Raw genomic sequence first — 26,884 nt, 5'->3', positions numbered from 1 at the left:
CGCGCGGTGCTTCGAACCACGGTCACTCCTCCGTGGCGTGCGCGGGAAGGTGCACCGGCACGACGGGGCAGTCCTTCCAGAGGCGCTCCAGACCGTAGTAGACGCGCTCCTGCTCGTGGAACACGTGGACGACGAGATCGCCGAAATCGATCAGCACCCATCGGGACTCCTGGCGCCCCTCGCGTCGCAGCCGCTTGTGGCCCGCCTCGAGCAGCTTGTCTTCGATCTCGTCCGCGATGGCGGCGACATTGCGCTCGTTGCGCCCGGTGACCAACAGGAAGATGTCGACCAGCGGCAGCGGCCCCGACACGTCGAGGGCGACGAGGTCCTCGCCGCCCTTCGCGTCCGCCGCAGCTGCGGCGATCTGCAGCATGTCGTGGGACTGCGCACTCGCGGTCATCAGAGGGCTCCTGTCGCGAACGCGAGGATCAAGACGCCGACGAGCGCGATCGCGAGGACACCCGCCGTGATCGCAAGCGACATCATGAGTCGGTTGCCCTTCTCGGGCGTCGGGGGTTTGATGACCTCACCGGGCATCTTGACGGTGCTCACCGCGGCGCTCGCCGCGATCGGGGTGGGCGACGAGTGCGACGGCAGCTCGCCGTCGACCAGTGTCGCGTCGATCTCCTTGCCGTCGGCGGTCCCCTTCGCGTGACCGGTCGAACCCAGCCCCTCGGGGAGATTGAACGTGCCGGTGACCAGCACCTCGCCGGTCGCCGTGACGGGACCGACGAGCTGCGACACCTCCGGCGCCTGCGAGACGATGAGCGCATTCGGCGCCGAGATCGCCCCGGTCGACCGCGAGAGCAGCTGGTCGAAGGATGCCGGCAGCTCGGGCGCCGCGACGGGCGCGGGAGCCGACGGGTCGCCGCTGAGCAGCTCCGCACCGAGCATCGGGCTCACGACGGCCTTCGGCTCGTCGTGCTGGTCTTCGTCACGCGCGGAGCCACCGAGGACCTCGTGGATCGAGGCCTCCTCGCTCTCGTCCAGCACCGCGGCGCTCTCGACCGGCCGCACTTCGGCAACGGGTGCCTCGGCGACGGGCGTCTCGGGCTGAGGCGTCGGCTGCGGGGCCGGCCGCGCCCACACCGACGCGTCGGCCTCCTCACGAGGCTCGCTCTGCGTGCGCGGCAGCCCGAAGAGTGCGTGCATGCCGCTCTCGGTGCTCACCTGCGAGCTCGCCTCCTCCGGGGCGGAGAACGGCGAACGCTGCGGCTGAGGAGCAGCCGGCGCGGGAGTGGCGGGCGGCGCGAAGGACGGAGCCGAACCCGTGGCCGCGGCGTGCGCGGCGACGACCTCCGGAGTGATGACCGGCACAGAGGCGGTGCGGATCTTCTCCTGCTGGCGCGCCTGGCGGCGGGTGAGCGGCGAGACGCCCAGGTCGACCGCCGAGTCCGCCACCGGCGGTGGCGGGATCACGGGCGGTTCGGCTGGGCGCGGGAAAGGCGCCGCGTTGACCGGAACCGACGGAGTCGGCTGCGGCGTCGGAGGCGGAGTGGGGGTCGGCGCGTCATCCGCAGGCGGCGCGGTCGCGATCACCGGCGTGGAGCCGGTGTTGCGGATCTCGCGCAACTGCTTGCGCGTCAGGGGTGGCGTTGCCGGCTGCTCGGGTGTACTCATTCCTTGCTCCGGTAGAGATGATGCTTCGCAATGTATTGGACGACCCCGTCGGGCACGAGGTACCACACCGGGTGTCCTCGCGTCACCCGGTCACGGCAGTCCGTCGACGAGATGGCGAGGGCGGGGATCTCGAGCTGGCTGACGTCGTCGCTGGGCAGTCCATCGGTGTTCAGGACGTGCCCCGGACGTGACACCGCGACGAAATGGGCGAGGTCCCATAACTCATCATGGTCTCTCCAACTGAGAATTTGCGCTATGGCGTCGGCGCCCGTGATGAAGAACAGCTCGGCATCCGGGCGCAGAGCCTTCAGATCGCGGAGCGTGTCGATGGTGTACGTCGGTCCGGAGCGGTCGATGTCGACGCGGCTCACCGTGAAACGGGGGTTGGATGCCGTGGCGATGACCGTCATCAGGTACCGGTGCTCGCTCGGCGAGACCTCCTCCTTCTGCCATGGTCGTCCGGTGGGGACGAACACGACCTCGTCGAGGTCGAACCACTGCGCCACCTCGCTGGCGGCGACCAGGTGACCGTGATGGATGGGATCGAACGTCCCACCCATGACCCCGATCCTCGGGGCACCCGTCACCGACATGCAGTCGGCCTAGTGGCCGTGCCCCGCTCGCTGGACGTCGTTCGCGTGGGCCCTCGCGTAGGCATCGGCCTTGCGCGAGTGCCGGTTGGCCACGTTGCGGTACGACACCGTCACGAGCGCCAGTCCGGCGAAGACCACCAGTGCCACGATGCCGTAGCCGACGGTCTCGAGCGCGACGTTGCCGTGGGACTCCGTCTCTTCGGCGGCGAGGGCGATGATCGTGGCGAGTGTCATTCGGGCTCCGTTCGGGTTCGCCTCAAGGGGCGCAGGACTGGTCCAGTTTATGCCTCACGCGCGGACTTGTCCGGCACCGCGCGCGAGCCACTTGGAGCTGGTGAGCTCGGCCAGCCCCATCGGGCCGCGTGCGTGGAGCTTCTGCGTCGAGATGCCGACCTCGGCGCCGAAGCCGAACTCGCCACCGTCGGTGAAGCGCGTCGACGCGTTGGCCATCACCACGGCCGAGTCCACCTCGGCGAGGAATCGCTCCTCGCTCGCGGCATCCTGGGTCACGATCGACTCGGTGTGGTGCGTCGAATATCGGCGGATGTGCGCGAGCGCGTCGTCGAGGTCGTCGACCACGCGCATCGCCACGTCCAGGCTCAGGTACTCCGCGGCCCAGTCCTCGTCGGTCGCCGCCGCCACGCCCGAGGCGAGGTCCTGCACGGCGGCGTCGCCGTGGACGGTGACGCCCTGCTCCTGGAGTGCGGCCACCACAGGTCCGACGAGTCGCTGCGCGGCGCCGCGGTGGACGAGGACGGTCTCGACGGCGTTGCACACGCTCGGCCGCTGCACCTTGGCGTTCACGACGATGTCACGCGCCCACTCGAGCGGCGCCGTCTCGTCGAGCACGATGTGGACGACGCCCGCGCCGGTCTCGATGACGGGCACCGACGACTCGGTCACGACCGTCTCGATGAGCTGGGCGCTGCCCCGCGGCACCAGCACGTCCACGATCCCGCGCGCCTGCATCAGCTCCCGTGCGCCTTCGCGGCCGAATTCGTCGACCGTCTGGATGGCCTCAGGGTCGACTCCGCGCGCTGCCAGCGCCTCGCGCATCGCGCGCACCAGTGCGGCGTTGGTGTGCTCGGCGGCGGTCCCACCGCGCAGCACCACCGCGTTGCCGGACCGCAGCGCGAGCGCGGCGATGTCGACCGTCACATTCGGCCGCGCCTCATAGATCGAGCCGACGACACCGAACGGCACCGCGACCTTGGTCAGCGACACGCCGTTGGCCAGCGTGCGCTCGTCCAGGACGCGGCCCACCGGATCGGGCAGCGCGGCGATCTCGCGCACTGCGGCGGCCAGTGCCGCGACGCGCGGCTCGTCCAGGCGGAGCCGATCCTGTAATGCCTCCGAGAGCCCGGTATCGCGGCCGCGGCGCAGATCCTCGGCATTCGCCGCGACGACCTCCGGCGCAGCGGCTTCGATCGCGTCGGCGATGGCCAGCAGCGCGTCGCGCTTGGCCTCGTCGCCGAGGAGGCCGACCGTGCGTGCCGCTTCCTTGGCGAGCAGCATCCGTTCCCGTGCCGTCGTGGCGGTGATCGTCATCAGCCCAGCTTATCGACGGCGGTGCGCACCGGACCCGTCACCGGGGCCGCAGCGGGCTCGGGGTTCGGCTGGAACCACGTGCCGATCTCGGCGCCGGCCAGCGCCTCGCCCACGCGATCGGCGCTCGTGACGAGCACGCCGATCCCGGATGCGGCGGCCAGGCGTGCCGCAGAGACCTTCGTCGCCGCCCCTCCGGTGCCGACGCTGTTGACGACCACCGAGCCGAACTCGAAGCCGTGCAGGTCGGCGCCGTAGGCCACGCGCGGGATGGGAAGCGCCCCCGGCTCGTCCGGCGGGCGCGTGTACAGGCAGTCGATGTCGCTGAGCAGCACCAGCGCGTCGGCCCCGATCAGCTGCGCGACGAGGGCCGCGAGCCGGTCGTTGTCGCCGAAGCGGATCTCGTGCGTGGCGACGGTGTCGTTCTCGTTGACGATAGGGAGGATGCGCAGCCCCAGCAGCCGTTCCATCGCGCGTCGCGCGTTGGAGCGGTGCGTGGCGTTCTCGAGATCGCCGGCCGTGAGCAGCACCTGCCCCGCGACGATACGGAACGGCCGCAGCGCCTCCTGGTAGCGATAGATCAGGACGTTCTGCCCGACCGCTGCCGCCGCCTGCTGTGTGGCGAGATCGCTCGGGCGCTCGTCGAGCAGCAGGAACGGCATCCCCGTCGCGATCGCACCCGACGACACGAGCACGACCTCGGTGCCGCGCGCGTGCGCTGCCGCGAGGGCATCGACCAGCGGGGCGATCCGGTGAGCGCCGTCGCCGCTGATCGAGGACGAGCCGACCTTGACGACGACGCGACGCGCGGAGGGGATGTCGGCGCGTTCGGCTGAGCTCACTCGTCCTCCTCGTCCTGCGAGGCCCTCGCGATCCGCTCGGCCTCGAGCTGGGCGCGGGCCGCGGCCTTGGCATCCATCCGCTCGTGATACTGCTCGCGGCGCTCGTTGCTGGTCCGGCGACCGCCCTCGTACAGGCGCGGATCGGTGCCGCGCGGAGCGGTCATCAGCTCCGCCGCCGAAGAGAGCGCGGGCTGCCAGTCGAACACGACGCCGTCGCCCTCGCCGATGACGACGGTCGCGCCCGGGGTCGCACCGGCGCGGTAGAGCTCATCCTCGACGCCGAGCCGTTCCAGGCGGTCGGCGAGGTAGCCGACGGCCTCGTCGTTCTGGAAGTCGGTCTGGTGCACCCACCGCACCGGCTTGTCACCGAGGATGCGGTAGATGTTGCCGTAGGTGCCGCCCTCGACCCGTACCGCGAACTCCTTGTCGGAGCCCTTCGGCCGGATCACGATGCGCTCGGGCGCCGGCGTCGCGGCGAGCTCGGCCCGATGCGCCGCGACGATCTCGCCGAGCGCGAAGGTGAGCTGGCGCAGACCCTCGTGGCTCACGGTCGAGATCTCGAAGACGCGGTAGCCGCGGGCCTCGAGGTCGGGACGCACCAGATCGGCCAGATCCTTCGCCTCCGGCACGTCCACCTTGTTCAGCGCGACGACCTGCGGGCGCTCGAGCAGCGGAGTCTGCCCCTCGGGGACGGGGTAGGCGGCGAGTTCGGCGAGGATCACGTCGAGATCGCTCAGCGGGTCGCGTCCGGGTTCGAGCGTGGCGCAGTCGAGCACGTGCACGAGCGCCGTGCAGCGCTCGACGTGACGCAGGAACTCCAGTCCCAGGCCCTTGCCCTCGCTCGCCCCCTCGATGAGACCGGGCACGTCGGCGACGGTGAAGCGCACGTCGCCCGCCTGCACGACGCCGAGGTTGGGGTGCAGCGTCGTGAACGGGTAGTCGGCGATCTTCGGCCGCGCCGCCGAGACGGCCGCGATGAGGCTCGACTTGCCCGCCGACGGGAACCCCACCAGGGCGACGTCGGCGACCGTCTTCAGCTCGAGGAGGACGTCGCCCTCCCACCCCGGAGTGCCCAGCAGCGCGAAGCCGGGCGCCTTGCGCTTCGGACTCGCGAGCGCCGCGTTTCCGAGCCCACCCTGACCGCCGGGCGCGACGACGAAGCGCATGCCGGGTTCGATCATGTCGACGAGCGTCTCGCCCGAGACATCCTTCACGACCGTGCCGACGGGCACCGGCAGGTCGAGCGACTCGCCCGCGGCGCCGGAGCGGTTGTCGCCCATGCCGAACCCGCCGTTGCCCGCCGAGCGGTGCGGCGAGTGGTGGTACGACAGCAGGGTGGTGACTTGGGGATCAGCGACGAGCACGACGTCGCCGCCGTGGCCGCCATTCCCCCCGTCGGGGCCCGCGAGGGGCTTGAACTTCTCGCGGCGCACCGAGACGCAGCCGTTTCCGCCCTTCCCCGCGCGCAGGTGCAGCGTCACGCGATCGACGAACGTGACCATGCGTCCCCCTCAGGTGTGGTGTTCTTCCCGGTGTCGGGAAGGGATAAAGGGAAAGGGCGAGCCGAAGCCCGCCCCCTCCTGGAAGTCTGCGTCCTGCGTGGATTACTCCGAGGCCGCCACGATGTTGACGACCTTGCGGCCGCCCTTCTGGCCGAACTCGACAGCACCGGCGGCCAGGGCGAACAGCGTGTCGTCGCCGCCGCGGCCGACGTTGGCGCCGGGGTGGAAGTGGGTGCCGCGCTGACGGACGAGGATCTCGCCGGCGTTGACGGCCTGACCGCCGAAGCGCTTCACGCCGAGGCGCTGCGCGTTGGAGTCACGACCGTTGCGGGTGGAGCTTGCGCCCTTCTTGTGTGCCATCTCTGCGTCTCTTCTCTGCCTGCTCGGGCGGACTTACTTGATGCCGGTGACCTTGACGCGCGTGAGGTCCTGACGGTGCCCCTGGCGCTTCTTGTAGCCGGTCTTGTTCTTGAACTTCTGGATCACGATCTTCGGGCCGCGCTCCTCGCCGAGGACCTCGGCGGTCACGGTGACCTTCGAGAGCTTGTCGGCGTCGGTGGTGACGGTGTCGCCGTCCACGTAGAGCACCGCGGGGAGCTCGATCTTGTCACCGATCTTCGCCGCCTGACGATCGAGGACGACGATCGTGCCGACCTCGACCTTCTCCTGCCGGCCGCCGGCGCGCACAACTGCGTAAACCACTTCACACCTGTTTCTTCTGGGAGCGCACGCGCTCGGGATGTCACGAAAGACGTGGTGCGGATTTCTCGACGCACCAAAGAGCTACTTTACCGGATGCGGGAGACCACCGCAAAAGCTGCGGGTTCCGGCCGGTCCGGCGCGACGGGCGCGGCGCACGCAGGGTGCGTAGTATCGGGCGCGTGGCGATCCTCATCGACGACCCGCTGTGGCCCGCCCACGGCCGCCTGTGGGCGCACCTGGTGAGCGATTCCGACCTCGACGAGCTCCACGCGTTCGCCGCGGCCAACGGCATCCCCCGCCGCGGTTTCGACCTGGACCACTATGACGTCCCCGACGACGCGCACGGGCGTCTGGTCGCCGCGGGCGCACGGCACGTGAGCGGTCATGAACTGGTGCGCCGGCTCATCGCGTCCGGCCTTCGCGTGACCGCACGAGAGCGTCGCGGGCGCTGAGCACCCGCGACGCTCGTCGCATCAGTCCTCTGTCGGAGTGTGCGGCACCGGCGTGCCGGTGAGCGCCGCCGTCGTCACCCGGCGCCGGGAACGGCCCTGGCCGGGCGCCTTCGGCTCGGGAAGCGCCTGGAGCACCGAGTCGAGGAGCATGTCCTTCTCGGTCTTGGGCGGCTTGGAGTCCTGGCGCTTCTTGCGCTGCTTCTTCGGACGCTCCGCGGCCGGGGCCTCCTCCACCGCGACGACAGCCGCTGCGGGCGCGGGCGCCTCTTCGCCGTGGTGGATCGTGGAGGCCGCGATCTGAGCGAGCGCCGACTTCACGCCTTCGGTGATGACGTGCGTGCCGTTCGAGCCGCTCGGCGCCTGCGAGGCGCCGCCGCGAGAGCGACGACCGGACGACGGCGCGGGCGCCGCTGAGCGGTGCTTGACGACGGGGTCGTGATGCACGATGAGCCCGCGCCCTGCGCAGACCTCGCACGGCTCGCTGAACGTCTCGAGCAGGCCGAGGCCGAGCTTCTTGCGCGTCATCTGCACGAGTCCGAGAGAGGTGACCTCGGCCACCTGGTGCTTGGTCCGGTCCCGGCTGAGGCACTCCACGAGACGTCGGAGGACGAGGTCGCGGTTGGACTCGAGCACCATGTCGATGAAGTCGACCACGATGATGCCGCCGATGTCGCGCAGCCTCAGCTGGCGGACGATCTCCTCGGCGGCCTCGAGGTTGTTCTTCGTCACGGTCTCTTCGAGGTTGCCGCCCGAGCCGACGAACTTGCCGGTGTTGACGTCGACGACAGTCATCGCCTCGGTGCGGTCGATCACGAGCGAGCCGCCGGAGGGCAGCCACACCTTGCGGTCGAGCGCCTTCTCGATCTGCTCGGTCACCCGGAACTCGTCGAACGGATCGTGCTCGCCCTCGAAGCGCTCGACGCGCTCCAGCAGGTCGGGTGCGACGGACTCGAGGTACTTGGTGATCGTGTGGTGCGCGTCGTCGCCCTGGATGAGCATCTTCGAGAAGTCCTCGTTGAAGACGTCGCGCACGATCTTGACCAGGAGGTCGGGCTCGGAGTGGAGCAGCGCCGGCGCCTGGATCGACTCGATCTGCTTGCTGATGTGCTCCCACTGGTTCGTGAGGCGCTGCACGTCGCGCGTCAGCTGATCCTCGGTCGCGCCCTCGGCGGCGGTGCGCACGATGACGCCCGACGACTCCGGGAGCACCTCCTTGAGGATCTTCTTCAGACGCGCCCGCTCGGTGTCGGGCAGCTTGCGCGAGATGCCGTTCATGGCGCCGCCCGGCACGTACACGAGGTAGCGGCCCGGCAGCGAGATCTGGCTCGTGAGGCGGGCGCCCTTGTGTCCGACGGGGTCCTTCGTGACCTGAACGAGCACGCGATCGCCGCTCTTGAGGGCGAGCTCGATGCGCCGCGGCTGGTTGCCGGTCTCGACCGCATCCCAGTCGACCTCGCCGGAGTACAGCACCGCATTGCGGCCCCGGCCGATGTCGACGAACGCCGCCTCCATGCTCGGGAGCACGTTCTGCACGCGCCCCAGGTACACGTTGCCGATCAGCGAGGCGTCCTGGCTGCGTGCCACGTAGTGCTCGACGAGCACGTTGTCTTCGAGCACGGCGATCTGGATGCGACCGTTGCGCGAGCGCACGATCATGACGCGATCGACGGCCTCGCGGCGTGCCAGGAACTCCGCCTCGGTCACGACGGCACGGCGGCGGCCGGCCTCCCGCCCGTCGCGGCGGCGCTGCTTCTTCGCCTCGAGGCGCGTGGAGCCCTTGATGCGCTGCGGCTCGGTGATGAGCTCGACGGCGCGCTGACGCGGCTGCGGCGGCTCGGAAGGGGATGCCTCGTCCTTGGCCTCGCCGCCGCGGCGGCGGTTTCGACGGCGCGAGTTCGCCGACGGTGCCGGCTCCGCGTCGGGCTCGGGCTCGGGGCGCTCAGGAAGGGGTGCGACTTCCGGGGCGTAGAAGTGCAGCTGCGTCGACACCGCCGACACGAACACCTCGGGCAGCAGTCCGAGGCTGACGGCGGTCACCGGCCCCGACTCGGCCTCGTCGGCAGCGGGCTCGGCCGGTGCGTCGGTGGCAGCGGGCTCGGCCGGTGCCTCAGCGGCGGACTCGTCGGCGGCCTCGGCGGGCGCCACGGCCGGCTCGGCAGCCTCCTCAGAGCGAGCCTCGGCCGCCTCGGCAGCCTTCTCATGCGGAGCCTCGCTCGACTCGTCACGGGACTGTTCCGGCTCGTCCGCCGTCTCCGTCTCGGCAGACTCGGTGTCGGCGGCGCCGCCGACGGCATCGCCGGCCTCGGCGTCACTCTCGCCGGGACCCGACGGTGCGGGCCCGTCCGACTCGATCGTCTCGACAGACGAGACCGTGTCGTCCAGTTCGATCTGCGGTGCCTCCGCGACGCCCTTCTGCTCTCCGGCCGAATCGGCGGAGTCGGACGCTAGCGGGGCCTCCGGTTCTGTCTGCGGGTCGAACTCTGCATCGTTTCCATCTGCCATCACTGGCGTACTCCCTGCCGGTGCGACACCGCGCGTCGCCCGGCGAAATCTCGTGCGGTGCCGCACCTGCGGTGCCGCGAACTCACTCGGTCTGCAGCGCCATCCTGCTCTCAGCGGATGCCTGCGCTGTCACGGGCGTTCGTCGCCCTGAAGTCTTCGGTGATGTCCGTCGCGGCGCGGCCGCGCGTCATCGCCCCCCATTATCGCACTTCCCCGCTCCGATTGCCCATTCACGGCGCGCCAGCGCATCGGCGCGTCTCGGAGCGACGCCGCCGAGCGCGCTCGACGAGGCATCCGCTCAGCCCGCGGATGCCATAATCCGAGGCATGCCCGAGCAGCAGACGCACACCCGCCCCGTTGCCCTCGCCGTGTGGCTCGTCCTCGCCGGCGTCATCGGATGGTGGGCGGCGTTCTCGCTCACGATGGAGAAGTTCGAGGCGCTCGCCGACCCGGATGCAATCGCGTCATGCGACTTCAGTCCGCTCGTCCAGTGCAGCGCCAACCTCGACTCGTGGCAAGGCAGCGTGTTCGGCTTCCCGAATCCGATCCTCGGCCTCGCCGGCTGGGTGGCCCCGGTCGTGGTCGGCATGGCGATCCTCGCGCGAGCCCGTTTCGCCCGCTGGTTCTGGCTCCTGTTCGCGGGGGGCATGCTCTTCGCGTTCGGATTCGTGTGCTGGCTGATCTCCCAGAGCATCTTCGTCCTCGGCACGCTGTGCCCGTGGTGCATGGTGACCTGGGTGGTGACGATCCCCACCTTCTACGCGGTGACGCTGCACGTCGTGCGCAGCGGCAAGCTCCCCGCGCCGGCATCGCTTCGGCGGGTGGCGGACCGGCTCATGAGCTGGGTGCCGCTGCTCGCGATCCTCAGCTACGCGGTCATCGGCATCCTCGCGCAGGTAGAGCTCGACGTGCTGGGCCGCGTCTTCTGACGCCCAGCTGGCCGGCGCGCTGCGCGCCACCGGCCGGCCCTCTCAGCCGAACCAGATCTCGAGCTCGCGGGCGGCGGACTCGGGGCTGTCGGATCCGTGCACGAGGTTCTGCTGCACCTTCAGTCCCCAATCGCGACCGAAGTCGCCACGGATCGTGCCCGGTGCCGCCGTCGTCGGGTCGGTGGTGCCCGCGAGCGAGCGGAACCCCTCGATCACACGGTTGCCCGCGAGGCGGATCGCCACCGACGGACCCGACATCATGAACTCGAGCAGCGGCTCGTAGAACGGCTTGCCCTCGTGCTCGGCGTAGTGACGCTCGAGCGTCGCTCGGTCGGGCTCGACGAGTCGGATGTCGACGAGCGCGTAGCCCTTCGCCTCGATGCGGGCGAGGATCGCGCCCGTGAGGCCGCGGGCGACGCCATCGGGCTTGACGAGGACGAGGGTCTCTTCGGTGGCCATGCAGATTCTCCGTTCGCCGGTTCAGGCAGGTTCGGGGGGATCGGCCGCGAGCTGCGCGTTGTGGCGGTCGATCGCGGCCCCCTTGATGGTGGCATATCCGTACATGCCGCCGAAAACGAGAGCGACGAGCCCGAGGGCCGGGACGAGGAACGCGCCCAGTGCGACGACCGCCTGCAGCCCCCACCCCACGGCGATGCCCCACCGGTAGCGGGTGAATCGCGTGACCACGATCATCAGCACGGCAAGCGTCGTACCCGCGACGATCCCCCACCACGACGCGATCGGCTCGGGCAGCGCCTTGAGGCCGTACACGGCGAGCCCGCCGAGGAACGCGACGAGCGACTCGAATCCCAGCACGATCGTGGCGAGGGACTCCGCCGCGCCGCGCTTCCGGCGGGCGGGCAGCTGCGGCTGAGCGGTCACTCGCGCCACCCGCCCTTCCACTCGTCGGCCGCCGAGAGCACCAGCGCCTCACCGGCGAGCACGACGGACCCTGCGATGACGACGGCGCGCCGATCGGATGCCGCAGCCCACGCGCGCGCCGCGTCAGCGGCCTCCGCGAGGGCGTCGTGCACCGTCACCGGCAGCCCCCGGGCCTCGGCGAGGTCTGCGAGCGCGTCGGCGCTGTCGGCGCGGTCGGAGTCGGGCACGGTCGCGAAGACGTGCGCGGCGATCGGTGCGAGCGCCGAGACGATTCCGCCGGCATCCTTGTCGGAGAGGATGCCGAGCACGACGCCCCACTCGTCGAAGTCGAACGATCCGCGCAGCGCCGTGACGAGCGCCTGCGCCCCGTGGGGATTGTGCGCGGCGTCCACGACGACGGTGGGGTTGGCGCCCACGAGCTGCAAGCGGCCCGGCGACGTCGCGGCACCCAGCCCGTCCGCGAGCACGTCGCCGGCGATCGGCTGCGAGCCCCCGCCCACCAGCGACTCGACCGCCGCGATGGCGAGGGCGGCGTTGAAGCCCTGGTGCTCGCCGTACATCGGGAGGTACTCCTCCTCGTACGTGCCCGCCAGGCCTCTCACGGTGATCTGCTGGCCGCCGACGGCGAGCCGCTGCTCCACGAGTGCGAAGGCCTCGCCCTCGAACGCGATGCTCGCCCCGTGCGCCGCCGCCGTCTCGCGCAGCACGGCCTCGACCGCGGCGTCCTGACGGGCTGACACCACGGCCGCGCCGTCCTTGATGATGCCCGCCTTCACCGCCGCGATCTCGGCCACGGTCTCGCCGAGGCGGTCGGCGTGATCCAGCGCCACCGGGGCGAACACGGCGACATCGCCGTCGGCGGTGTTGGTGGAGTCCCACGACCCGCCCATGCCCACCTCGAGCACGAGGACGTCGATCGGGGCGTCGGCGAAAGCGACGAACGCCAGCACCGTCAGCAGTTCGAAGAACGTCAGCGGGGCGTCGCCGCCGGCCTCGAGCTCGGCGTCGACGATGCCGACGAACGGCTCGATTTCGTCCCAGGCGTCGGCGACGGCGGCGTCCGAGATCGGCTCTCCGTCGACCACGATCCGCTCGGTGAACCGCTCGAGGTGCGGGCTCGTGAACAGGCCGGTCCGCAGACCGTGGGCCCGCACCAGGCTCTCGATGATGCGGCTCGTCGAGGTCTTGCCGTTCGTACCCGTCACGTGCACGACGCGATAGGTCTTCTGCGGGTCATCGAGCAGCTCGAGGACCCGGCGGGTGCGCTCGACGCGCGGCTGCACCCACCGCTCCCCCTGGCGCTGCAGAAGGGCCTCGTACACGGCGTCCGCGCGCCGGCGGTCCTTGTCGCTCACGCGGATGCCTCCACCTTCGTGACGGCCACCGCGAACGCTCCTCGGTTGGCGAAGGTGGCGGCGGCGAACTCGGCGACGTGACCGGGAACCGGCTCGGCGGGCCGGCCGCCGCGAGGACCGTACAGCGCGTGCTCGACCGCGAGGGTCTCACCGGCGACGTCGGCCGCCTCGAACGCCGATTCGACGGCCACCCGGTCGTCGACGTCGTCGAACGCGAGCTGCAGGCGGATCCGGTCGCTGACGTCGAAGCCGGCGGCCTTGCGGGTGTCCTGCACGGCACGGATGACGTCGCGTGCGAGACCCTCCGCCTCGAGATCGGGCGTCGTCGCGGTGTCGAGCAGCACGAAGCCGCCGTCGCCGACCAGCGAGATCGCCGTGCCGTCCTCGACGCCTCCGGCCTCGAGCGTGAGCTCGTACTCGCCGTCCTCGAGCGCGATGCCGTCCACGACCACCGCGCCGTCGCGCTCCTCCCACACGCCTGCCTTGGCTCCGGCGATGACGTGCTGCACCTGCTTGCCCAGTCGCGGACCGGCCGCGCGGGCGTTCACGCTGAGGCGCTTGCTGATGCCGTAGCGCTCGGCGAGCCCGTCGCCGAGCTCGACCAGCTCGACCTCCTTGACGTTGAGCTCGTCGCGCAGGATGCCGTCGAACTGCGCGAGGGATGCGGCATCCGTCACCGCCACGGTGAGCTTCGGAAGCGGCAGGCGCACGCGCTTGCCCTCCTTCTTGCGCAGCGCGTTGGCGACGCTGGAGACCTCGCGCACCGCGTCCATCGCGGAGCGGATGTCGTCGGCGGCGGGGAAGGCGTCGGCGTCGGGCCAGTCCTGCAGGTGGACGCTGCGACCGCCGGTGAGTCCCTGCCACACCTTCTCGGAGATGAGCGGGATCAGCGGTGCGGCGACGCGCGTGAGCGTCTCGAGGACGGTGTAGAGCGTGTCGAACGCCTCGGTGCTCTTCGGATCGTCCGTGACGCCGACCCAGAACCGGTCGCGCGAGCGCCGGATGTACCAGTTCGTCAGCGCCTCGCCGAACTCGCGCAGCTTCGCCGCCGCGAGCGTCGAGTCGAGCCCCTCGAGGTCGGCGGCGACGTCGCGCACGAGGTCGCCGGTCAGCGCCAGGATGTAGCGATCGAGGACGTCGGTCGAGTCGGTGCGCCACGAGGCCTGGTATCCCCGCTCCGTCTCGTCGCGCTCCGCGCGCTCAGCGACCGGCAGTGCCGCGTTCGCATACGTCGCGAAGAAGTACCACGCGTTCCACAGCGGCAGCAGGAACTCGCGCACTCCGGCGCGGATCCCTTCCTCGGTGACAACGAGATTGCCGCCGCGCAGCACCGAGCTCGACATGAGGAACCACCGCATCGCGTCGGAGCCGTCGCGATCGAACACCTCGCTGACGTCGGGGTAGTTCCGCAGCGACTTCGACATCTTCTGTCCGTCGCTGCCGAGCACGATGCCGTGGCACGACACCCCGGTGAACGCCGGCCGGTCGAACAGCGCGGTCGAGAGCACGTGCATCACGTAGAACCAGCCGCGGGTCTGCCCGATGTACTCGACGATGAAGTCCGCCGGCGAATGCGCGTCGAACCACTCCTGATTCTCGAACGGGTAGTGCACCTGGGCGTACGGCATCGATCCCGAGTCGAACCACACGTCGAAGACGTCTTCGATGCGGCGCATGGTGCTCTGGCCGGTCGGGTCGTCGGGGTTCGGACGCGTCAGGTCGTCGATGTACGGGCGGTGCAGGTCCACCTCGCCCTCGGCGTTGCGGGGCAGGCGGCCGAAGTCGCGCTCGAGCTCTTCGAGCGAGCCGTACACGTCGACGCGCGGGTGCTCCGGGTCGTCGCTCTTCCACACCGGGATCGGCGAGCCCCAGTAGCGGTTGCGGCTGATCGACCAGTCACGCGCGCCTTCGAGCCACTTGCCGAACTGGCCGTGCTTGACGTTCTCGGGCACCCAGGTGATCTGCTCGTTGCCCGCGAGCAGGCGGTCCTTGATCTCGGTGACGCGCACGAACCAGCTCGAGACCGCGCGGTAGATCAGGGGGTTGCGGCACCGCCAGCAGTGCGGGTACGAGTGCTCGTAGCTCGCCTCGCGCAGCAGACGCCCCTCCTGCCGCAGCAGGCGGATGAGCGGGCGGTTCGCATCCATCCACAGCTCACCGGCGACATCCGTCACCTGCGGCAGGAAGCGTCCGCCGTCGTCGAGGCTCATGATGAGCGGGATGCCGGCGGCCTCGGTCACCCGCTGGTCGTCCTCGCCGTAGGCCGGGGCCTGGTGGACGATGCCGGTGCCGTCGCCGGTCGTGACGTAGTCGTCGACGAGGATGCGCCACGCGTCCTGCGTGCCCCAGGTCGCGGCGTCCGCGTAGTAGTCGAAGAGGCGGTCGTAGGCGACGTCCGCGAGGTCGGCGCCGAGGACGGTCTGCACGACGGCTTCACGCGCGGCCTCGGCTGAGTCGTACCCGAGGTCCTTCGCGTACCCCGCCAGCAGCTCCTCGGCGAGGAGGTAACGGTGCGCGTACGCCTCCTCGGCCTCGTCGGCCCGGCCGTCGGGCGCGCGGTGCACGTCCGCCGCGCCGTTCGGGCCGCCGGGCACCACGACGTAGCGGATGTCGGGACCCACCGCGAGAGCGAAGTTCGTCGGCAGCGTCCAGGGGGTCGTCGTCCACGCGAGAGCCCGCACGCCCGTCAGCCCCAGTGCCTCGGCCTTCGCGCCGACGAGGGGGAACGTGACGGTGACCGACGGGTCCTGCCGCATCTTGTAGACGTCGTCGTCCATGCGGAGCTCGTGCGCCGACAGCGGCGTCTCGTCGCGCCAGCAGTACGGCAGCACACGGTACCCCTCGTACGCGAGCCCCTTGTCGTAGATCGTCTTGAACGCCCAGAGCACCGACTCCATGTACCCGAGGTCGAGCGTCTTGTAGCCACGCTCGAAGTCCACCCAGCGCGCCTGGCGGGTGACGTAGTCCTCCCACTCGCGCGTGTAGGCGAGCACCGACTCGCGCGACTTGGCGTTGAACGTGGCGATGCCCATCGCCTCGATCTCGCTCTTCTCGGTGATGCCGAGCTGCTTCATCGCCTCGAGCTCGGCGGGCAGACCGTGGGTGTCCCACCCGAAGACGCGGTCGACCTTCTTGCCGCGCATGGTCTGGAAGCGCGGGAACACGTCCTTCGCATACCCGGTGAGCAGGTGTCCGTAGTGCGGCAGGCCGTTGGCGAACGGCGGACCGTCGTAGAAGACCCACTCCTCGGCACCCTCGCGCTGCGCGATGGACGCGCGGAAGGTCTGGTCGGCCTCCCAGAACGCGAGCGTCTCCCGCTCGATGTCGGGGAAGCGCGGGCTCGGCACGACGGGGCTCGTGGCGGCGTCGGCCGCCGGCCCGAACGCGGAGGGGCGGGGATAGGTCATGTTCTCTCGCAGGTGCTCGCTCATGTGCTTCCTGCGGGGACGACGCGCTCGGAATCCAGTCCGGCGAACCGCGGTACCACCCTGCATTGACGAGATGCCTCGGCCGAGGCATCCGTCCCCTCTCACTGCGGCTGTGACGGGCCTGCCCCGCTCGGTTCTAGTGAGGACCGAAGTCCCGTTCTTCCGAGAGCTCCCCGGTGATGGCCGGATCAGCACTGGTGGGAAGAGTCTACGCGGGCTCCGCGCCCGCCGCACGCGGAGGCTCGAACCCCGACGCCGCCAGCAGCTCACGAGTGAACGCATGCCGCGCCCCGGCGAACACGTCGGCGGTGCGGCCCTGTTCGACCACGACGCCGTCCTTCATCACGACGACGTCGTCGGCGACGGCCGCCACGACGTCGAGGTCGTGCGACACCAGCAGCAGGGTGAGGTCCCGCTCGCGCTGCAGCCGCGCGAGCAGCGCGAGCACCGTCTCGCGCACGAGCGGGTCCAGCGCCGACACGGGCTCGTCGAGCACCAGGACCTCCGGGTCGGCCGCAAGCGCCCGGGCGATCGCGACCCGCTGGCGCTGTCCGCCCGAGAGCGCGGCCGGGCGCCGCCGTGCCAGGTCGGGGTGGAGTTCCACCTCTGCCATGAGTTCGCGCACGCGTCGGGCGCGCTCGGAACGCGGCACCCCGGCCGCCCCGAGCGCCTCGCGCAGCGACCGGTCGACCCGCCACCGCGGATCGAGCGCGCCGAGCGGGTTCTGATGCACGAGCTGCACACGCCGGCGCGTCGCGGGCGTGGGCGCGCTGCCGTCGAGGAGCACGTCTCCGGCGTCGGGCCGTTCCACCCCCACGATCATCCGCGCCAGGGTCGTCTTGCCCGACCCCGACTCCCCGACGATGCCGAGCGTGCGTCCGCGCGGCACCGAGAACGAGACGTCGACCACCGCCGGCGTGTCGAAGGACTTGGAGAGGCCTCGTACGGTCACCCGGTCGGGCGGTGCGTCCACGACGGGCGCGCGCGGCTCGTGGAGGGCGGCGGCGACGAGTCGGCGCGTGTAGGGATCGGCGGGGTCGCTGAACACGGCGGCGGTCGGCCCGCTCTCCACGACGCGCCCCTCGCGCATCACCAGCACGCGATCGGCGATGCGGCGAACCGCCGTGAAGTCATGGCTGATGATCACGACCGCCACGCCGCGGTCGGCGATCGTGCGCAAGAGTGCCAGGACGCGGGCCTGCACGGTCGCATCGAGCGCGGTGGTGGGCTCGTCGGCGACGAGGATCGTCGGCGACCCGGCGAGAGCCGACGCGATGAGCGCGCGCTGGCGCAGACCTCCCGACAGCTCGTGCGGATACTGTCGCGCGCGCCGCGGGGCATCGGGCATCGCCACCTCGCGCAGCAGCGCCGTGACCCGCGCCCGGAGCGCTGTGCGCGGCATCCGCCCGCCGTGGAGCACCAGCGGCTCGGCGATCTCCGCCTCGATGCGGCGCAGCGGGTCGAGTGAGACCAGGGCGTCCTGCGACACGAGCGCGATGCGCGAGCCGCGCAACCGTCGCCAGGCCCGCTCACCCAGGGAGCGGGCGTCGATCCCGTCGATCTCGAGCGCGCCGGCGCCGACCACCGCGCCCTCGGGCGACAGGCCCAGCAGTGCGCGGGCGGTGAGCGACTTGCCGGCACCGGACTCGCCGATGACGGCGACGCACTCCCCCGGCGCCACCGACAGGTCGAGGCCGTCCACCGCGAGACGGCCGTCGATCGCCACGCGGAGTCCCTGCACGACAAGCCCGGTCATCGCGTACGACCCTCCGCCCGCGCCCGCAGGACGCGGCCCACGACCGTCGCCGCCACGACGGTGAGCGTGATCGCGGCGCCGGGGAACGCCGACACCCACCACGCCTGGCCGATCACGTTCCGCCCGCCGGCCAGCATCAGTCCCCACTCAGGGCTGGGCTCGGCGGGACCGAGACCGAGGAAGCTCAGACCTGCGGCGGCGAGGATGCTGGAGCCGATGCCGATCGTGGCCAGCACGCTCAGCGCACCGACGACGCCGGGCACCACGTGCCGGACGAACGCCATCGGCCCGGGCACTCCCAGGATGCGCGCCGCCTCGACGTGCTCGGCGAGGCGGAGCGAGCGCGTCTGCACGCGTGCGAGACGGATGTAGATCGGCACGGCGGCGATGGTCACCGCGACGGCGACGTTCACCGGCCCCGGGCCCAGCACCGCCACCACGACCAGGGCGATCAGGAACTCGGGGAACGCGAGCAGGATGTCGGTCGCCCGCATGGCGACCGCGTCGACGGCGCGCGGCGCGACGCCGGACAGGGCACCGATCACGAGCCCGACCGCGAACGCCAGGGCGGTGGCGAGGACGCCGATGCCGACTGACCGCGCCGCGCCGTACACGACGCGCGAGTAGACGTCGCGACCGCTCTGATCGGTGCCGAAGAAGTGGTCCGGGCTGGGCGGCAGGAGCGCCGCGCGCACATCGGTCTGCAGCGGATCATGCGTGGCGAAGAGCTGGGGCGCCAGGGCGAGAGCCGCGATGGCCCCGAGCACGAGAACGGCCGTGCCCAGGGCGAGCCGCCGCGCCGGCGTCATGGGGCCGACCTCGTGCGCACCGCGCCCACCGCGGGGCTGCGACGCAGCCGCGGGTCGATGAGCGGGTGCGTGACCTCGACGATGACGTTGACGACGACGAACACGACGGCGCTGAGCAGGATGATCCCGGTGATGACCGGCAGGTCGCGGTCGGTGATGGCCGCCAGCGTCACCCTGCCGAGACCCGGTCGCGCGAACACCGTCTCGACGAGGACCGCGCCGCCCAGGAGCGATCCCACGAGGTATGCGGCGAGCGTCAGCGCGCCGGCCGACCCGTGGCGCAGCGTGTGGTGCAGCGTGAGCCTCGTCGGTCCCGCGCCGCGGGCGCGGACCGTGAGCGCGAACGGCTGCCGCTCGGCGGCCTCGATGCCGTCGCGCAGTACCTGGCCGAGGAGCGCTGCGACCGGGAGCGCCAGCGTGATCGCGGGGAGGACGATCGTCGCAGGGTTGCGCGATCCCGCCACGGGGAACCAGCCCAGCCCGAAGGCGAACACGCTCAGCAGGAGCAGCCCGATCCAGAACACCGGCGACGAGAGGATGACGAGTTCCACGGCGGCGGCGACCCCGCGCGCCGCGCGACCACGCGCCAGGAGCGCGACGGCGAACGCGATCACGACAGCGAGCAGCAGGGCCAGCGCCGACAGCTGCAGCGTCGCACCGAGCTGGCGGCCGATGACCTCGGTCACCGGCATCCGGAGCTGGTAGGACTCGCCGAGGTCGCCGCGCAGCAACTGCCCCAGGTAGGCGACGTACTGCTCGATCGGCGGGCGGTCCAGTCCCAGCTCCGACCGGATGGCGTCTTTCACCTGCTCGCTGACCTGGGCCTGCGGGCCGAGCATCACGTCGACCGGGTCGCCCGGGATCACCCGGAGGGCGAGGAAGGCCACTGTCGCGGCGCCCCACAGCACGATGACGACGGATGCCGCGACCGCTGTCACGCGCACGCCGACTCGGCGGAGCTGCCCTCGCTGTGCCGTCATCGTGCGCGCGGCCGTGCCCTTTCCGGGCGGGGGCTCAGCCCACACTCACGTCGTAGAAGAGCGGACGCCCGTAGAGATCGTAGGCGAGGCCTGTCACCGAGTCGGACACCGCAGTGATGAGCGACGGGCTGTACAGCGGCACGATCGCCACGTGATCGGCGTTCCACTGCTGCACGTCGGTGTAGATCTCGGCCCGCTCCGCGGTGTCGGAGGTCGCGACCCCCGCCTCGAGCAGCGCGTCGAGGTCGGCGTCGCTCACCTGCGACGCGTTCTGGAAGCCGTCCGTGTGGAGGTGGCTGCGCAGCAGGTCGGGGTCGACACCCGAGAATCCCCAGTCGGTGAGGTCGAACGTCTTCGGGCCGTACTGCTCGTTGTAGGCGCCGGGCTCGAGCACCTCGCGCACGACCTCGAAGCCGACCGCCTTGAGGTCCGACTGGATGGCATTGGCGAGCGCGGCACGGTCGTCGGGCACGGGCGTCCATGCGATCCAGCGGGCGGAGAGCCGCTCGCCGTCCTTCGTGCGGTAGCCGTCGGAGTCCCGCTCCGTCCAGCCCGCCTCGTCCAGGAGCGCCCCGGCCTCGCTCGCGTCGTACGGCCACGAGCCCTCGAGCGACGCGTCGTACGCCGGCGTGGTCGACCCCAGGATGGACCAGGCGCGCGGGAACTGGCCGAAGAAGATCTCCTCCACGGAGGTGTCGATGTCGATGGCACGTGAGAACGCCTCGCGCACGCGTTCGTCGGCGAAGACGCCGTGCTTCTCGTTCAGGTACAGCGAGTACGGCAGGCCGGGGTACTCGTTCGCGTCCACGGTCAGCGCGTCGTCGAGGTCGGCGGCGAGGTTCGGCGGCAGCTGGCTCGCGAGGTCGGCCTCGCCGCTTTCGACGACCCCGACGCGGACGGAGGCCTCGGGGAGGATCTCGACGCGGAGCGTCTCGAACTTCGCGGCTCCGGCGTCGTGCGGACCCCACGCGTAGTCGTCGTTGCGGGTGTAGACGATCTCCTGGTCGGGCGTGTACTCGGTGAGCTCGAACGGCCCGGTGCCCACCGTGACTCCCGGGCCCCCCGCCTTCAGCTGGTCGGCGGACTCCTCGAGGACGGCGGGCGAGTAGAAGCCGAGCAGCGCGGTGCTCGCGGCCTGGAGGAACGGGGAGTACGGCTGAGCGAACGACACGCGCACGGTGTGCTCATCGACGACCTCCGTGCCCTCGTAGAACTCGCCGCCGAGCATGCTCGCGGCCTGTGCGGACGCCGTCTCGGGGTCGGCGATGCGGTCGAAGTTGGCCTTCACCGCCGCGGCGTCGAAGGGCTCGCCGTCGTGGAACGTCACATCGTCACGGAGCGTGAACACGTAGGCGGCGCCGTCGTCCTCGATCTCCCACGATTCTGCGAGCCACGGCGAGAACGATCCGTCGGCCTCCTGGAAGACGAGCGAGTCCAGCGCCGCCCGCTGCACCATGGCCGAGACGTCGAGCTGGCTGGTCTGGGGATCCATGTGACCCGCCGACAGGTTGGCGCCCTCGATGGCCCACACGACCTCACCGCTCGGGTCCGCGCCGGACGGGTCCTCTCCGCCGGCCGCGCACGAAGCGAGTGCGAGGGTGGCGACGAGGGGGAACGCGACGACGGCTAGGCGTCGGCGCAGGGCGGAAGCGGGCATGACGGACCTCGGATGATCTGAGAAGGGACGGCTATACGGTACCTGTTTGTGGACGCAGTCGATAAACGCGCGGTGCCACGCCGTTGTTCCCGGCGCGAGCGAGACGCCGGGCCTGAGGGGGGACCCGGTAGAATCGAGCGACCTTCCACACTCAGGCACGCTCACACAGTGCCGCACATATCGCTCGAGGAGTTCGCATGCCCGATGCCCGCCCCGCACAGGCACAGATCCCGGATAAGCCCGCACTGGAGGGCCTCGAGCAGAAGTGGGATGCGGCGTGGACCGCGCAGGGCACCTACCTGTTCGACCGCATCCGCGCCGCCGAGGTGGGCCGCGAGGGGATCTACTCGGTCGACACTCCCCCGCCGACGGCCTCGGGCAGTCTGCACATCGGACACGTCTTCTCGTTCACCCACACCGACCTCAAGGTGCGCTTCGAGCGCATGCGCGGCAAGACCGTGTTCTACCCGATGGGCTGGGACGACAACGGTCTGCCCACCGAGCGCCGCGTGCAGAACTACTACGGCGTGCGCTGCGACCCGTCGCTGGCGTACGACCCCGACTTCACTCCGCCGTTCGAAGGCGGCGACAACAAGTCGAGCCGTGCAGCCGATCAGGTGCCGATCAGCCGCCGCAACTTCATCGAGCTGTGCGAACGGCTGACCGTCGAGGACGAGAAGCACTTCGAGGCGCTGTTCCGCCAGCTCGGCCTCAGCGTGGACTGGGCGCAGACGTACCGCACCATCTCGGACGACACGATCCGCACCAGCCAGCTCGCGTTCCTGCGCAACCTCGAGCGCGGAGAGGCGTACCAGGACCTCGCGCCCACCATGTGGGACATCGACTTCCGCACCGCGATCGCACAGGCCGAGCTCGAGGAGCGCGAGCAGCCCGCGGCGTTCCACCGCCTGGCGTTCCACAAGACCGACGGCTCGGGCGACATCCACATCGAGACCACGCGTCCCGAGCTTCTCGCGGCGTGCGTGGCGCTCGTGGCGCACCCCGATGACGAGCGCTACCAGCCCCTGTTCGGCAGCACCGTTCGCACTCCCCTGTTCGACGTCGAGGTGCCCGTGCTGGCTCATCCGCTCGCGCAGCCCGACAAGGGTTCCGGAATCGCGATGATCTGCACGTTCGGCGACGTGACCGACATCGTGTGGTGGCGTGAGCTCGACCTGCCGAACCGCACCATCCTGGGTCTCGACGGTCGCGTGATCGCGGACGCCCCCGAGGCGATCACGACGGATGCCGGCAAGGCGGCGTACGCGGAGCTCGCAGGCAAGACCGTCTTCAGCGCGAAGAAGCGCGTGGTCGAGTTGCTGCAGGAGTCGGGCGAGATGGTGGGCGACCCGAAGCCCTTCCACCACGTCGTGAAGTTCTACGAGAAGGGCGATCGCCCGATGGAGATCGTCTCGACGCGCCAGTGGTACCTGCGCAACGGCGCACGCGACGAGTCGCTGCGCGAGAGGCTCATCGCACTGGGCGCGCAGATGTCGTGGCATCCCGATTTCATGCGGGTGCGCTTCGAGAACTGGACCAACGGCCTCACCGGCGACTGGCTCGTGTCGCGTCAGCGCTTCTTCGGAGTGCCGATCCCGGTCTGGTACGCGCTGGACGAGAACGGCGAGCGGGACTACAGCCGCGTGCTCGTGCCCGACCACGCATCGCTCCCGGTCGACCCGTCGATCGACGTGCCGGCGGGATACACCGCCGATCAGCGCGGCGTGCCGGGCGGGTTCGACGGCGAGAACGACATCTTCGACACGTGGGCGACGTCGTCGCTCACGCCGCAGCTCGCCGGCGGCTGGGAGCGCGACCGGGAGCTGTGGGATCTCGTCGCGCCGTTCGACCTTCGCCCGCAGGGTCAGGACATCATCCGCACCTGGCTGTTCTCGACGCTGCTGCGCAGCGCACTCGAGGACGATCGCGCGCCGTGGACGGATGCCGCCATCTCGGGCTTCATCGTCGACCCCGACCGCAAGAAGATGTCGAAGTCGAAGGGCAACGTGGTCACGCCCGCCGACGTCCTCGCCCAGCACGGGTCCGACGCGGTGCGGTACTGGGCGGCGTCCAGTCGCCTGGGCACGGACGCGGCCTTCGACCCGCAGAACCCCACGCAGATCAAGATCGGCCGCCGTCTGGCGATCAAGGTGCTGAACGCGGCGAAGTTCGTGCTGTCGTTCCCCGTGCCCGAAGGCGCCGAGATCACGCACGCCCTCGACGCGTCGATGCTCGCGAGCCTGCACACGGTCGTCCGCGAGGCGACGAAGGCGTTCGAGAACTACGACCATGCCCGTGCCCTCGAGGTGACCGAGTCGTTCTTCTGGACGTTCTGCGACGACTACCTCGAGCTCGTGAAGGAGCGCGCGTACAACCAGACCGACGTCGGCCAGGCCTCGGCGGCGCTCGCGCTGCGCCTCGCGCTGTCGGCCCTCCTGCGGCTCCTCGCCCCGGTGCTCGCGTTCGCGGCCGAGGAGGCGTGGTCGTGGTTCAACGAGGGCTCGGTCCACAACGCCGAATGGCCCATGGCTCCCGGCGAGGAGTCCGGTGACGTCGCGGTCCTCACCGCGGTCAGCCAGGCGCTCATCGGTGTGCGCCGTGCCAAGACCGAAGCCAAAGCAAGCCAGAAGACGCCCGTCGCGTCGCTCACGATCGCCGGGCCTGCCGCGACGCTCGACGTGATCCGCCTCGCCGAGGGCGACCTCAAGGCGGTCGGACGCATCGCCGAGATCCGGTACGCGCAGGCGAACGCCCTCGAGGTGACCGACATCGTGCTCGCCCCCCAGGAGGACTGACATGCAGCTCGGAACACGCTGGACCTCCGGCGACGAACCGCCCAAGGCCGTGCCCGACGCCCTTCGCCACGGCATCCGTCGTGTCGACGAGGCCATCCCGGGCGACGACCTCGGTCAGCCCCGGCCGCGCTGGACGCTCACGTGGCTCGAGGGGCGCCCGATCGCCGAGCTCGACACGGGAGTGATCGTGTCGCTCGACGCGGACGGCGAGGCCGTCGTGCACCACGACGACGAGTCCGGGTTCGGCGGCCACTGACACGACCGCCGACCCCGGCGCTCGTCACCCGCGTGCGGACTCGACCTCGGCGCCGGCCCTGCGAGTGCCCGCCACGAGAAGCCGTGCCCCGAGGATCGTCGCGACGATGATGAACACGCCGGCCGCGACGAAGGGCAGCCGCAGCGAGCTCTGTGCAGCCCAGCCACCCAGGACTGTGGCGATCGGGAACATCCCCCACGTGAGCGTGCGGATGATGCCGAGCACGCGGCCGAAGAGGCGCTGCGGCACGATCTGCTGACGGAGGGCGCCCCACGGCACATTCCACACCGAGATCGAGAACGCGCCGAACGCGTAGGCGATGCACGCCGAGAAGACCTCGGGTGCGAGGCCGGTCAGGCCCAGTCCGAGGGCGGCGCCGACGTTGGCTCCGAGCATGACGGGCCCGCGGCCGAACCGTGAGACGAGCCGTGGCGCGACCAGCGAGCCGAGCAGCGCCCCGACTCCGATGCCGGCCGTGACGAAGCCGATCGCGAACTCCTTCACGCCCAGGTCGTCGAGGAAGTAGAGCAGCGTCGCCGCCTGCGCGAACGAGAGCGCACTGCCGACCAGCGACGTGTACAGCGTCATCGCGCGCAGGTACTTGTGGTGCCAGAGGTACGACAGCGCCTCGCGCGCCGACGTGCCGGAGGGCGTCTGCGAGGCGGGGACGGGCTCTGCGACAGGCCCGCCGGCGGCGACGTCGGGCGCCCCGGCATCCACGACGCGCGACTCGTCGCGCAGCGGTCGCGCCGCGGCGACCGGCAGGAGCAGTGCGAGCACGATCGGGATGAGGTACCCCGCGGAGCCGATCCACAGTGGCAGCGCCAGGGAGATGGCGAACAGGACGCCGGCGATGGGCTGCGCCACGAACATGTCGATCGTGATCTGAGCCGCCTGCATGCGACCGTTGGCCCGATCGAGCTGCCGGCGCTTCACGACCCCCGGGATCACCGCGTTGGTCGCGTTGTCGAAGAGGGTCTCGCCGAGCCCGAAGACGAGCGTGCCGACGAACAGCGCCCACAGCTCGAGGCCGCCCGTCGCCGTGAGGATCGCCAGCCACAGCGCCACGCCGAACCGCAGGACGTTCGCGGCGGCCATGATGATCCGGCGATCGAAGCGGTCCACGATCATGCCGGCCGGAAGACCGAACAGCAGCCACGGCAAGAAGGCCAGCGCGCCGATCACCGAGATCGCCAGGGGGTCCCGCGTGAGGGTGGTCGCGATCAGGGGGACGGCCGTGCGTCCGATGCCGTCGGCCAGATTGCTGAACGCGGCGGCGGTCCAGAGCTTGCCGAAGTCGCGGCCGAGCGGGTCCCTGCGTGCCCGCCCGGCCGGCGCTTCGGACGCCGTCACGGTGTCGGTGCCGCCGCTCATCGCGGCAGGAGCCCGATGGCGCCGCGGGCCTCGGCGTCGCGACGTCGCTGCGTCGCCGCCGTCTGGGCCGCCGAGGCGCGGCGGGATTCGGCACTCGCGCGCCGCTCGAGTCGCGCCACCACGAACGAGTCGATGGCGGATGCCGCACGCAGCAGCATGCGGTCGAAACGGGTGGCACGGACCGCGAGAGCGGGAGCCACGATGAGCTGAGTGTGCGGGGCGGTCGCAGTGGTCATGACTTGTCTCCTAGTTCTGGAAGCGGGAAGAGATCGGCCCGGATTGTCACCGGGCGGACGCCTTCGCCGGTCTGGTTGCGGTACGAGTCCACGGCGTCGTCGACCAGCGCCTGGATCTTGCCGATGAGCTCCTTGGTCTGCTCGGCGGTGAGGCGCGTCGACGCGGTGGAGATCATGGTGCCCTCCTGCCACGACTCGTCGAGGTGGTCGAGCTCGCTGTTGACGAAGTCGAGCAGCTGGTCGTTGCGGTGGCGGAGGAACTCGTTCATCACGAGCTGTGTCGCGGCGCGACCGGCGGGCGTCGCCATCGCGTCGGGGTTGCTGAACGAGACGCCTCCGACCGGCCGCTCCCACCAGCGCTCCCGCCCGCTGCCTTGGTCCTCGCGCTCACGGATCAGGTCGTGCTTCGCGAGGGCGCGCAGGTGATAGCTGGTGGAGCCGCTCGACTCGCCGAGACGGGCGGCCAGGCTCGAGGCCGTCTGGGGCCCGTACTGGCTGAGGATGTCGAAGATCTTGACCCGGAGCGGGTGAGCCATCGCACGGAGTGCGCCGACGTCGAGGACGCGGTCCTGCCGCTCCTCGCGGGGTGGCACTGCCTCGGTGTTCTCGTCTGCCATGCCTCGACGTTAGCGTATGCAAAGAGTTCTTTGCAAGCATTTCTTTGCAATG

The 26,884-nt window shown here is 70.8% G+C and carries 25 protein-coding genes; 4 read left to right on the top strand and 21 right to left on the bottom strand.

The genetic code is table 11. The annotated features are described in order from the left end of the window. Nucleotides 1–22: 22 nt before the first annotated feature. The 9 genes from rsfS to rplU form a co-directional block, all read right to left on the bottom strand. Nucleotides 23–400 carry a ribosome silencing factor gene (rsfS, locus tag IM778_RS08145; RefSeq protein WP_194411506.1) on the bottom strand — a complete coding sequence of 126 codons (378 nt, stop codon included), beginning with the start codon at nt 398–400 and terminating at the stop codon, nt 23–25. Further along, entirely contained in the window at nt 400–1,620 is a 1,221-nt protein-coding gene (locus tag IM778_RS08140; protein ID WP_194411505.1) for a hypothetical protein, read from the bottom strand. The genes rsfS and IM778_RS08140 overlap by 1 nt, the downstream gene beginning before the upstream one ends. Then, a complete protein-coding gene (gene nadD, locus IM778_RS08135) occupies nt 1,617–2,213 on the bottom strand; it encodes a nicotinate-nucleotide adenylyltransferase (protein WP_194411504.1) in 597 nt (198 codons plus the stop codon). Before nadD ends, IM778_RS08140 begins: the two co-directional genes overlap by 4 nt. A gap of 9 nt (nt 2,214–2,222) precedes the next feature. Next, nucleotides 2,223–2,447: a hypothetical protein gene (locus tag IM778_RS08130; RefSeq protein ID WP_194411503.1), complete on the bottom strand. Its 225-nt coding sequence runs from the start codon at nt 2,445–2,447 to the stop codon at nt 2,223–2,225. Nucleotides 2,448–2,501: 54 nt separating this feature from the next. Beyond that, on the bottom strand, nt 2,502–3,761 hold the full coding sequence (locus tag IM778_RS08125; protein ID WP_194411502.1) for a glutamate-5-semialdehyde dehydrogenase: 1,260 nt from the start codon (nt 3,759–3,761) through the stop codon (nt 2,502–2,504). Then, nucleotides 3,761–4,600: a glutamate 5-kinase gene (proB, locus tag IM778_RS08120; protein ID WP_194411501.1), complete on the bottom strand. Its 840-nt coding sequence runs from the start codon at nt 4,598–4,600 to the stop codon at nt 3,761–3,763. The genes IM778_RS08125 and proB overlap by 1 nt, the downstream gene beginning before the upstream one ends. After that, entirely contained in the window at nt 4,597–6,102 is a 1,506-nt protein-coding gene (gene obgE, locus IM778_RS08115) for a GTPase ObgE (RefSeq protein ID WP_194411500.1), read from the bottom strand. The genes proB and obgE overlap by 4 nt, the downstream gene beginning before the upstream one ends. 102 nt (nt 6,103–6,204) lie before the next feature. After that, the gene (gene rpmA / locus IM778_RS08110; protein ID WP_194411499.1) at nt 6,205–6,462 is read right to left on the bottom strand and encodes a 50S ribosomal protein L27; all 258 of its coding nucleotides are present in this window, start codon (nt 6,460–6,462) and stop codon (nt 6,205–6,207) included. Nucleotides 6,463–6,495: 33 nt separating this feature from the next. Next, nucleotides 6,496–6,804, bottom strand: coding sequence for a 50S ribosomal protein L21 (gene rplU, locus IM778_RS08105; protein WP_194411498.1), 309 nt, complete (start codon nt 6,802–6,804; stop codon nt 6,496–6,498). A gap of 179 nt (nt 6,805–6,983) precedes the next feature. Here rplU and IM778_RS08100 point away from each other — a divergent pair, with 179 nt between their 5' ends. Then, nucleotides 6,984–7,256 (top strand): DUF4031 domain-containing protein, encoded by a 273-nt coding sequence (locus tag IM778_RS08100; protein ID WP_194411497.1) that lies wholly within the window; start codon nt 6,984–6,986, stop codon nt 7,254–7,256. Nucleotides 7,257–7,277: 21 nt separating this feature from the next. On the opposite strand, the gene IM778_RS08095 is transcribed toward IM778_RS08100, so the two are convergent. Beyond that, nucleotides 7,278–9,758, bottom strand: coding sequence for an Rne/Rng family ribonuclease (locus IM778_RS08095; protein WP_194411496.1), 2,481 nt, complete (start codon nt 9,756–9,758; stop codon nt 7,278–7,280). Between the two features lie 326 nt (nt 9,759–10,084). Between IM778_RS08095 and IM778_RS08090 the strand changes: the two genes are divergently transcribed. Beyond that, nucleotides 10,085–10,687 carry a vitamin K epoxide reductase family protein gene (locus IM778_RS08090; protein WP_194411495.1) on the top strand — a complete coding sequence of 201 codons (603 nt, stop codon included), beginning with the start codon at nt 10,085–10,087 and terminating at the stop codon, nt 10,685–10,687. 42 nt (nt 10,688–10,729) lie between these two features. Here the strand turns inward: IM778_RS08090 and ndk are convergent, their stop codons facing one another. The 8 genes from ndk to IM778_RS08050 form a co-directional block, all read right to left on the bottom strand. After that, nucleotides 10,730–11,146, bottom strand: a complete 417-nt coding sequence (ndk, locus tag IM778_RS08085; RefSeq protein WP_194411494.1) for a nucleoside-diphosphate kinase — start codon at nt 11,144–11,146, stop codon at nt 10,730–10,732. 21 nt (nt 11,147–11,167) lie between these two features. Further along, a complete protein-coding gene (locus IM778_RS08080) occupies nt 11,168–11,569 on the bottom strand; it encodes a DUF4233 domain-containing protein (RefSeq protein WP_228484807.1) in 402 nt (133 codons plus the stop codon). After that, entirely contained in the window at nt 11,566–12,924 is a 1,359-nt protein-coding gene (locus IM778_RS08075) for a bifunctional folylpolyglutamate synthase/dihydrofolate synthase (protein ID WP_194411492.1), read from the bottom strand. The genes IM778_RS08080 and IM778_RS08075 overlap by 4 nt, the downstream gene beginning before the upstream one ends. Further along, nucleotides 12,921–16,331 (bottom strand): isoleucine--tRNA ligase, encoded by a 3,411-nt coding sequence (gene ileS / locus IM778_RS08070; protein ID WP_194411784.1) that lies wholly within the window; start codon nt 16,329–16,331, stop codon nt 12,921–12,923. Before ileS ends, IM778_RS08075 begins: the two co-directional genes overlap by 4 nt. A gap of 229 nt (nt 16,332–16,560) precedes the next feature. Next, the gene (locus IM778_RS08065) at nt 16,561–18,108 is read right to left on the bottom strand and encodes an ATP-binding cassette domain-containing protein (RefSeq protein WP_194411491.1); all 1,548 of its coding nucleotides are present in this window, start codon (nt 18,106–18,108) and stop codon (nt 16,561–16,563) included. Next, the gene (locus tag IM778_RS08060; RefSeq protein ID WP_194411490.1) at nt 18,105–18,917 is read right to left on the bottom strand and encodes an ABC transporter permease; all 813 of its coding nucleotides are present in this window, start codon (nt 18,915–18,917) and stop codon (nt 18,105–18,107) included. The genes IM778_RS08065 and IM778_RS08060 overlap by 4 nt, the downstream gene beginning before the upstream one ends. Continuing rightward, nucleotides 18,914–19,897 carry an ABC transporter permease gene (locus IM778_RS08055; protein ID WP_194411489.1) on the bottom strand — a complete coding sequence of 328 codons (984 nt, stop codon included), beginning with the start codon at nt 19,895–19,897 and terminating at the stop codon, nt 18,914–18,916. The genes IM778_RS08060 and IM778_RS08055 overlap by 4 nt, the downstream gene beginning before the upstream one ends. A 34-nt stretch (nt 19,898–19,931) precedes the next feature. Then, nucleotides 19,932–21,554 carry an ABC transporter substrate-binding protein gene (locus tag IM778_RS08050; protein WP_194411488.1) on the bottom strand — a complete coding sequence of 541 codons (1,623 nt, stop codon included), beginning with the start codon at nt 21,552–21,554 and terminating at the stop codon, nt 19,932–19,934. 197 nt (nt 21,555–21,751) lie between these two features. Between IM778_RS08050 and valS the strand changes: the two genes are divergently transcribed. Then, nucleotides 21,752–24,349: a valine--tRNA ligase gene (valS, locus tag IM778_RS08045; RefSeq protein WP_194411487.1), complete on the top strand. Its 2,598-nt coding sequence runs from the start codon at nt 21,752–21,754 to the stop codon at nt 24,347–24,349. A 1-nt stretch (nt 24,350) separates the two neighbouring features. After that, the gene (locus IM778_RS08040; RefSeq protein ID WP_194411486.1) at nt 24,351–24,605 is read left to right on the top strand and encodes a hypothetical protein; all 255 of its coding nucleotides are present in this window, start codon (nt 24,351–24,353) and stop codon (nt 24,603–24,605) included. A gap of 24 nt (nt 24,606–24,629) precedes the next feature. Here IM778_RS08040 and IM778_RS08035 read toward each other — a convergent pair whose 3' ends face one another. Genes IM778_RS08035 through IM778_RS08025 form a run of 3 tightly spaced genes read right to left on the bottom strand, consistent with a single transcriptional unit; the run spans nt 24,630 to nt 26,832 of the window. Further along, nucleotides 24,630–25,979, bottom strand: coding sequence for an MFS transporter (locus tag IM778_RS08035; RefSeq protein ID WP_194411485.1), 1,350 nt, complete (start codon nt 25,977–25,979; stop codon nt 24,630–24,632). Further along, nucleotides 25,976–26,215 (bottom strand): hypothetical protein, encoded by a 240-nt coding sequence (locus IM778_RS08030; protein ID WP_194411484.1) that lies wholly within the window; start codon nt 26,213–26,215, stop codon nt 25,976–25,978. Before IM778_RS08030 ends, IM778_RS08035 begins: the two co-directional genes overlap by 4 nt. After that, complete coding sequence (locus tag IM778_RS08025) at nt 26,212–26,832, bottom strand: ArsR/SmtB family transcription factor (protein ID WP_194411483.1); 621 nt, start codon at nt 26,830–26,832, stop codon at nt 26,212–26,214. Before IM778_RS08025 ends, IM778_RS08030 begins: the two co-directional genes overlap by 4 nt. Between the last annotated feature and the right edge of the window lie 52 nt (nt 26,833–26,884).

The sequence above is a fragment of the Microbacterium cremeum genome (assembly GCF_015277855.1).
In the GTDB taxonomy this organism is placed as follows: Bacteria; Actinomycetota; Actinomycetes; order Actinomycetales; family Microbacteriaceae; genus Microbacterium; species Microbacterium cremeum.
This window is presented reverse-complemented; position numbering and strand designations above follow the sequence as displayed.

Coding starts and splice junctions, on each gene's coding strand:
- rsfS (WP_194411506.1), bottom strand. CDS start 400: ATGACCGCGAGTGCGCAGTCCCACGACATGCTGCAGATCGCCGCAGCT.
- IM778_RS08140 (WP_194411505.1), bottom strand. CDS start 1,620: ATGAGTACACCCGAGCAGCCGGCAACGCCACCCCTGACGCGCAAGCAG.
- nadD (WP_194411504.1), bottom strand. CDS start 2,213: ATGTCGGTGACGGGTGCCCCGAGGATCGGGGTCATGGGTGGGACGTTC.
- IM778_RS08130 (WP_194411503.1), bottom strand. CDS start 2,447: ATGACACTCGCCACGATCATCGCCCTCGCCGCCGAAGAGACGGAGTCC.
- IM778_RS08125 (WP_194411502.1), bottom strand. CDS start 3,761: ATGACGATCACCGCCACGACGGCACGGGAACGGATGCTGCTCGCCAAG.
- obgE (WP_194411500.1), bottom strand. CDS start 6,102: ATGGTCACGTTCGTCGATCGCGTGACGCTGCACCTGCGCGCGGGGAAG.
- rpmA (WP_194411499.1), bottom strand. CDS start 6,462: ATGGCACACAAGAAGGGCGCAAGCTCCACCCGCAACGGTCGTGACTCC.
- IM778_RS08095 (WP_194411496.1), bottom strand. CDS start 9,758: ATGGCAGATGGAAACGATGCAGAGTTCGACCCGCAGACAGAACCGGAG.
- IM778_RS08090 (WP_194411495.1), top strand. CDS start 10,085: ATGCCCGAGCAGCAGACGCACACCCGCCCCGTTGCCCTCGCCGTGTGG.
- ndk (WP_194411494.1), bottom strand. CDS start 11,146: ATGGCCACCGAAGAGACCCTCGTCCTCGTCAAGCCCGATGGCGTCGCC.
- ileS (WP_194411784.1), bottom strand. CDS start 16,331: ATGACCTATCCCCGCCCCTCCGCGTTCGGGCCGGCGGCCGACGCCGCC.
- IM778_RS08065 (WP_194411491.1), bottom strand. CDS start 18,108: ATGACCGGGCTTGTCGTGCAGGGACTCCGCGTGGCGATCGACGGCCGT.
- IM778_RS08060 (WP_194411490.1), bottom strand. CDS start 18,917: ATGACGCCGGCGCGGCGGCTCGCCCTGGGCACGGCCGTTCTCGTGCTC.
- IM778_RS08055 (WP_194411489.1), bottom strand. CDS start 19,897: ATGACGGCACAGCGAGGGCAGCTCCGCCGAGTCGGCGTGCGCGTGACA.
- IM778_RS08050 (WP_194411488.1), bottom strand. CDS start 21,554: ATGCCCGCTTCCGCCCTGCGCCGACGCCTAGCCGTCGTCGCGTTCCCC.
- valS (WP_194411487.1), top strand. CDS start 21,752: ATGCCCGATGCCCGCCCCGCACAGGCACAGATCCCGGATAAGCCCGCA.
- IM778_RS08040 (WP_194411486.1), top strand. CDS start 24,351: ATGCAGCTCGGAACACGCTGGACCTCCGGCGACGAACCGCCCAAGGCC.
- IM778_RS08035 (WP_194411485.1), bottom strand. CDS start 25,979: ATGAGCGGCGGCACCGACACCGTGACGGCGTCCGAAGCGCCGGCCGGG.
- IM778_RS08030 (WP_194411484.1), bottom strand. CDS start 26,215: ATGACCACTGCGACCGCCCCGCACACTCAGCTCATCGTGGCTCCCGCT.
- IM778_RS08025 (WP_194411483.1), bottom strand. CDS start 26,832: ATGGCAGACGAGAACACCGAGGCAGTGCCACCCCGCGAGGAGCGGCAG.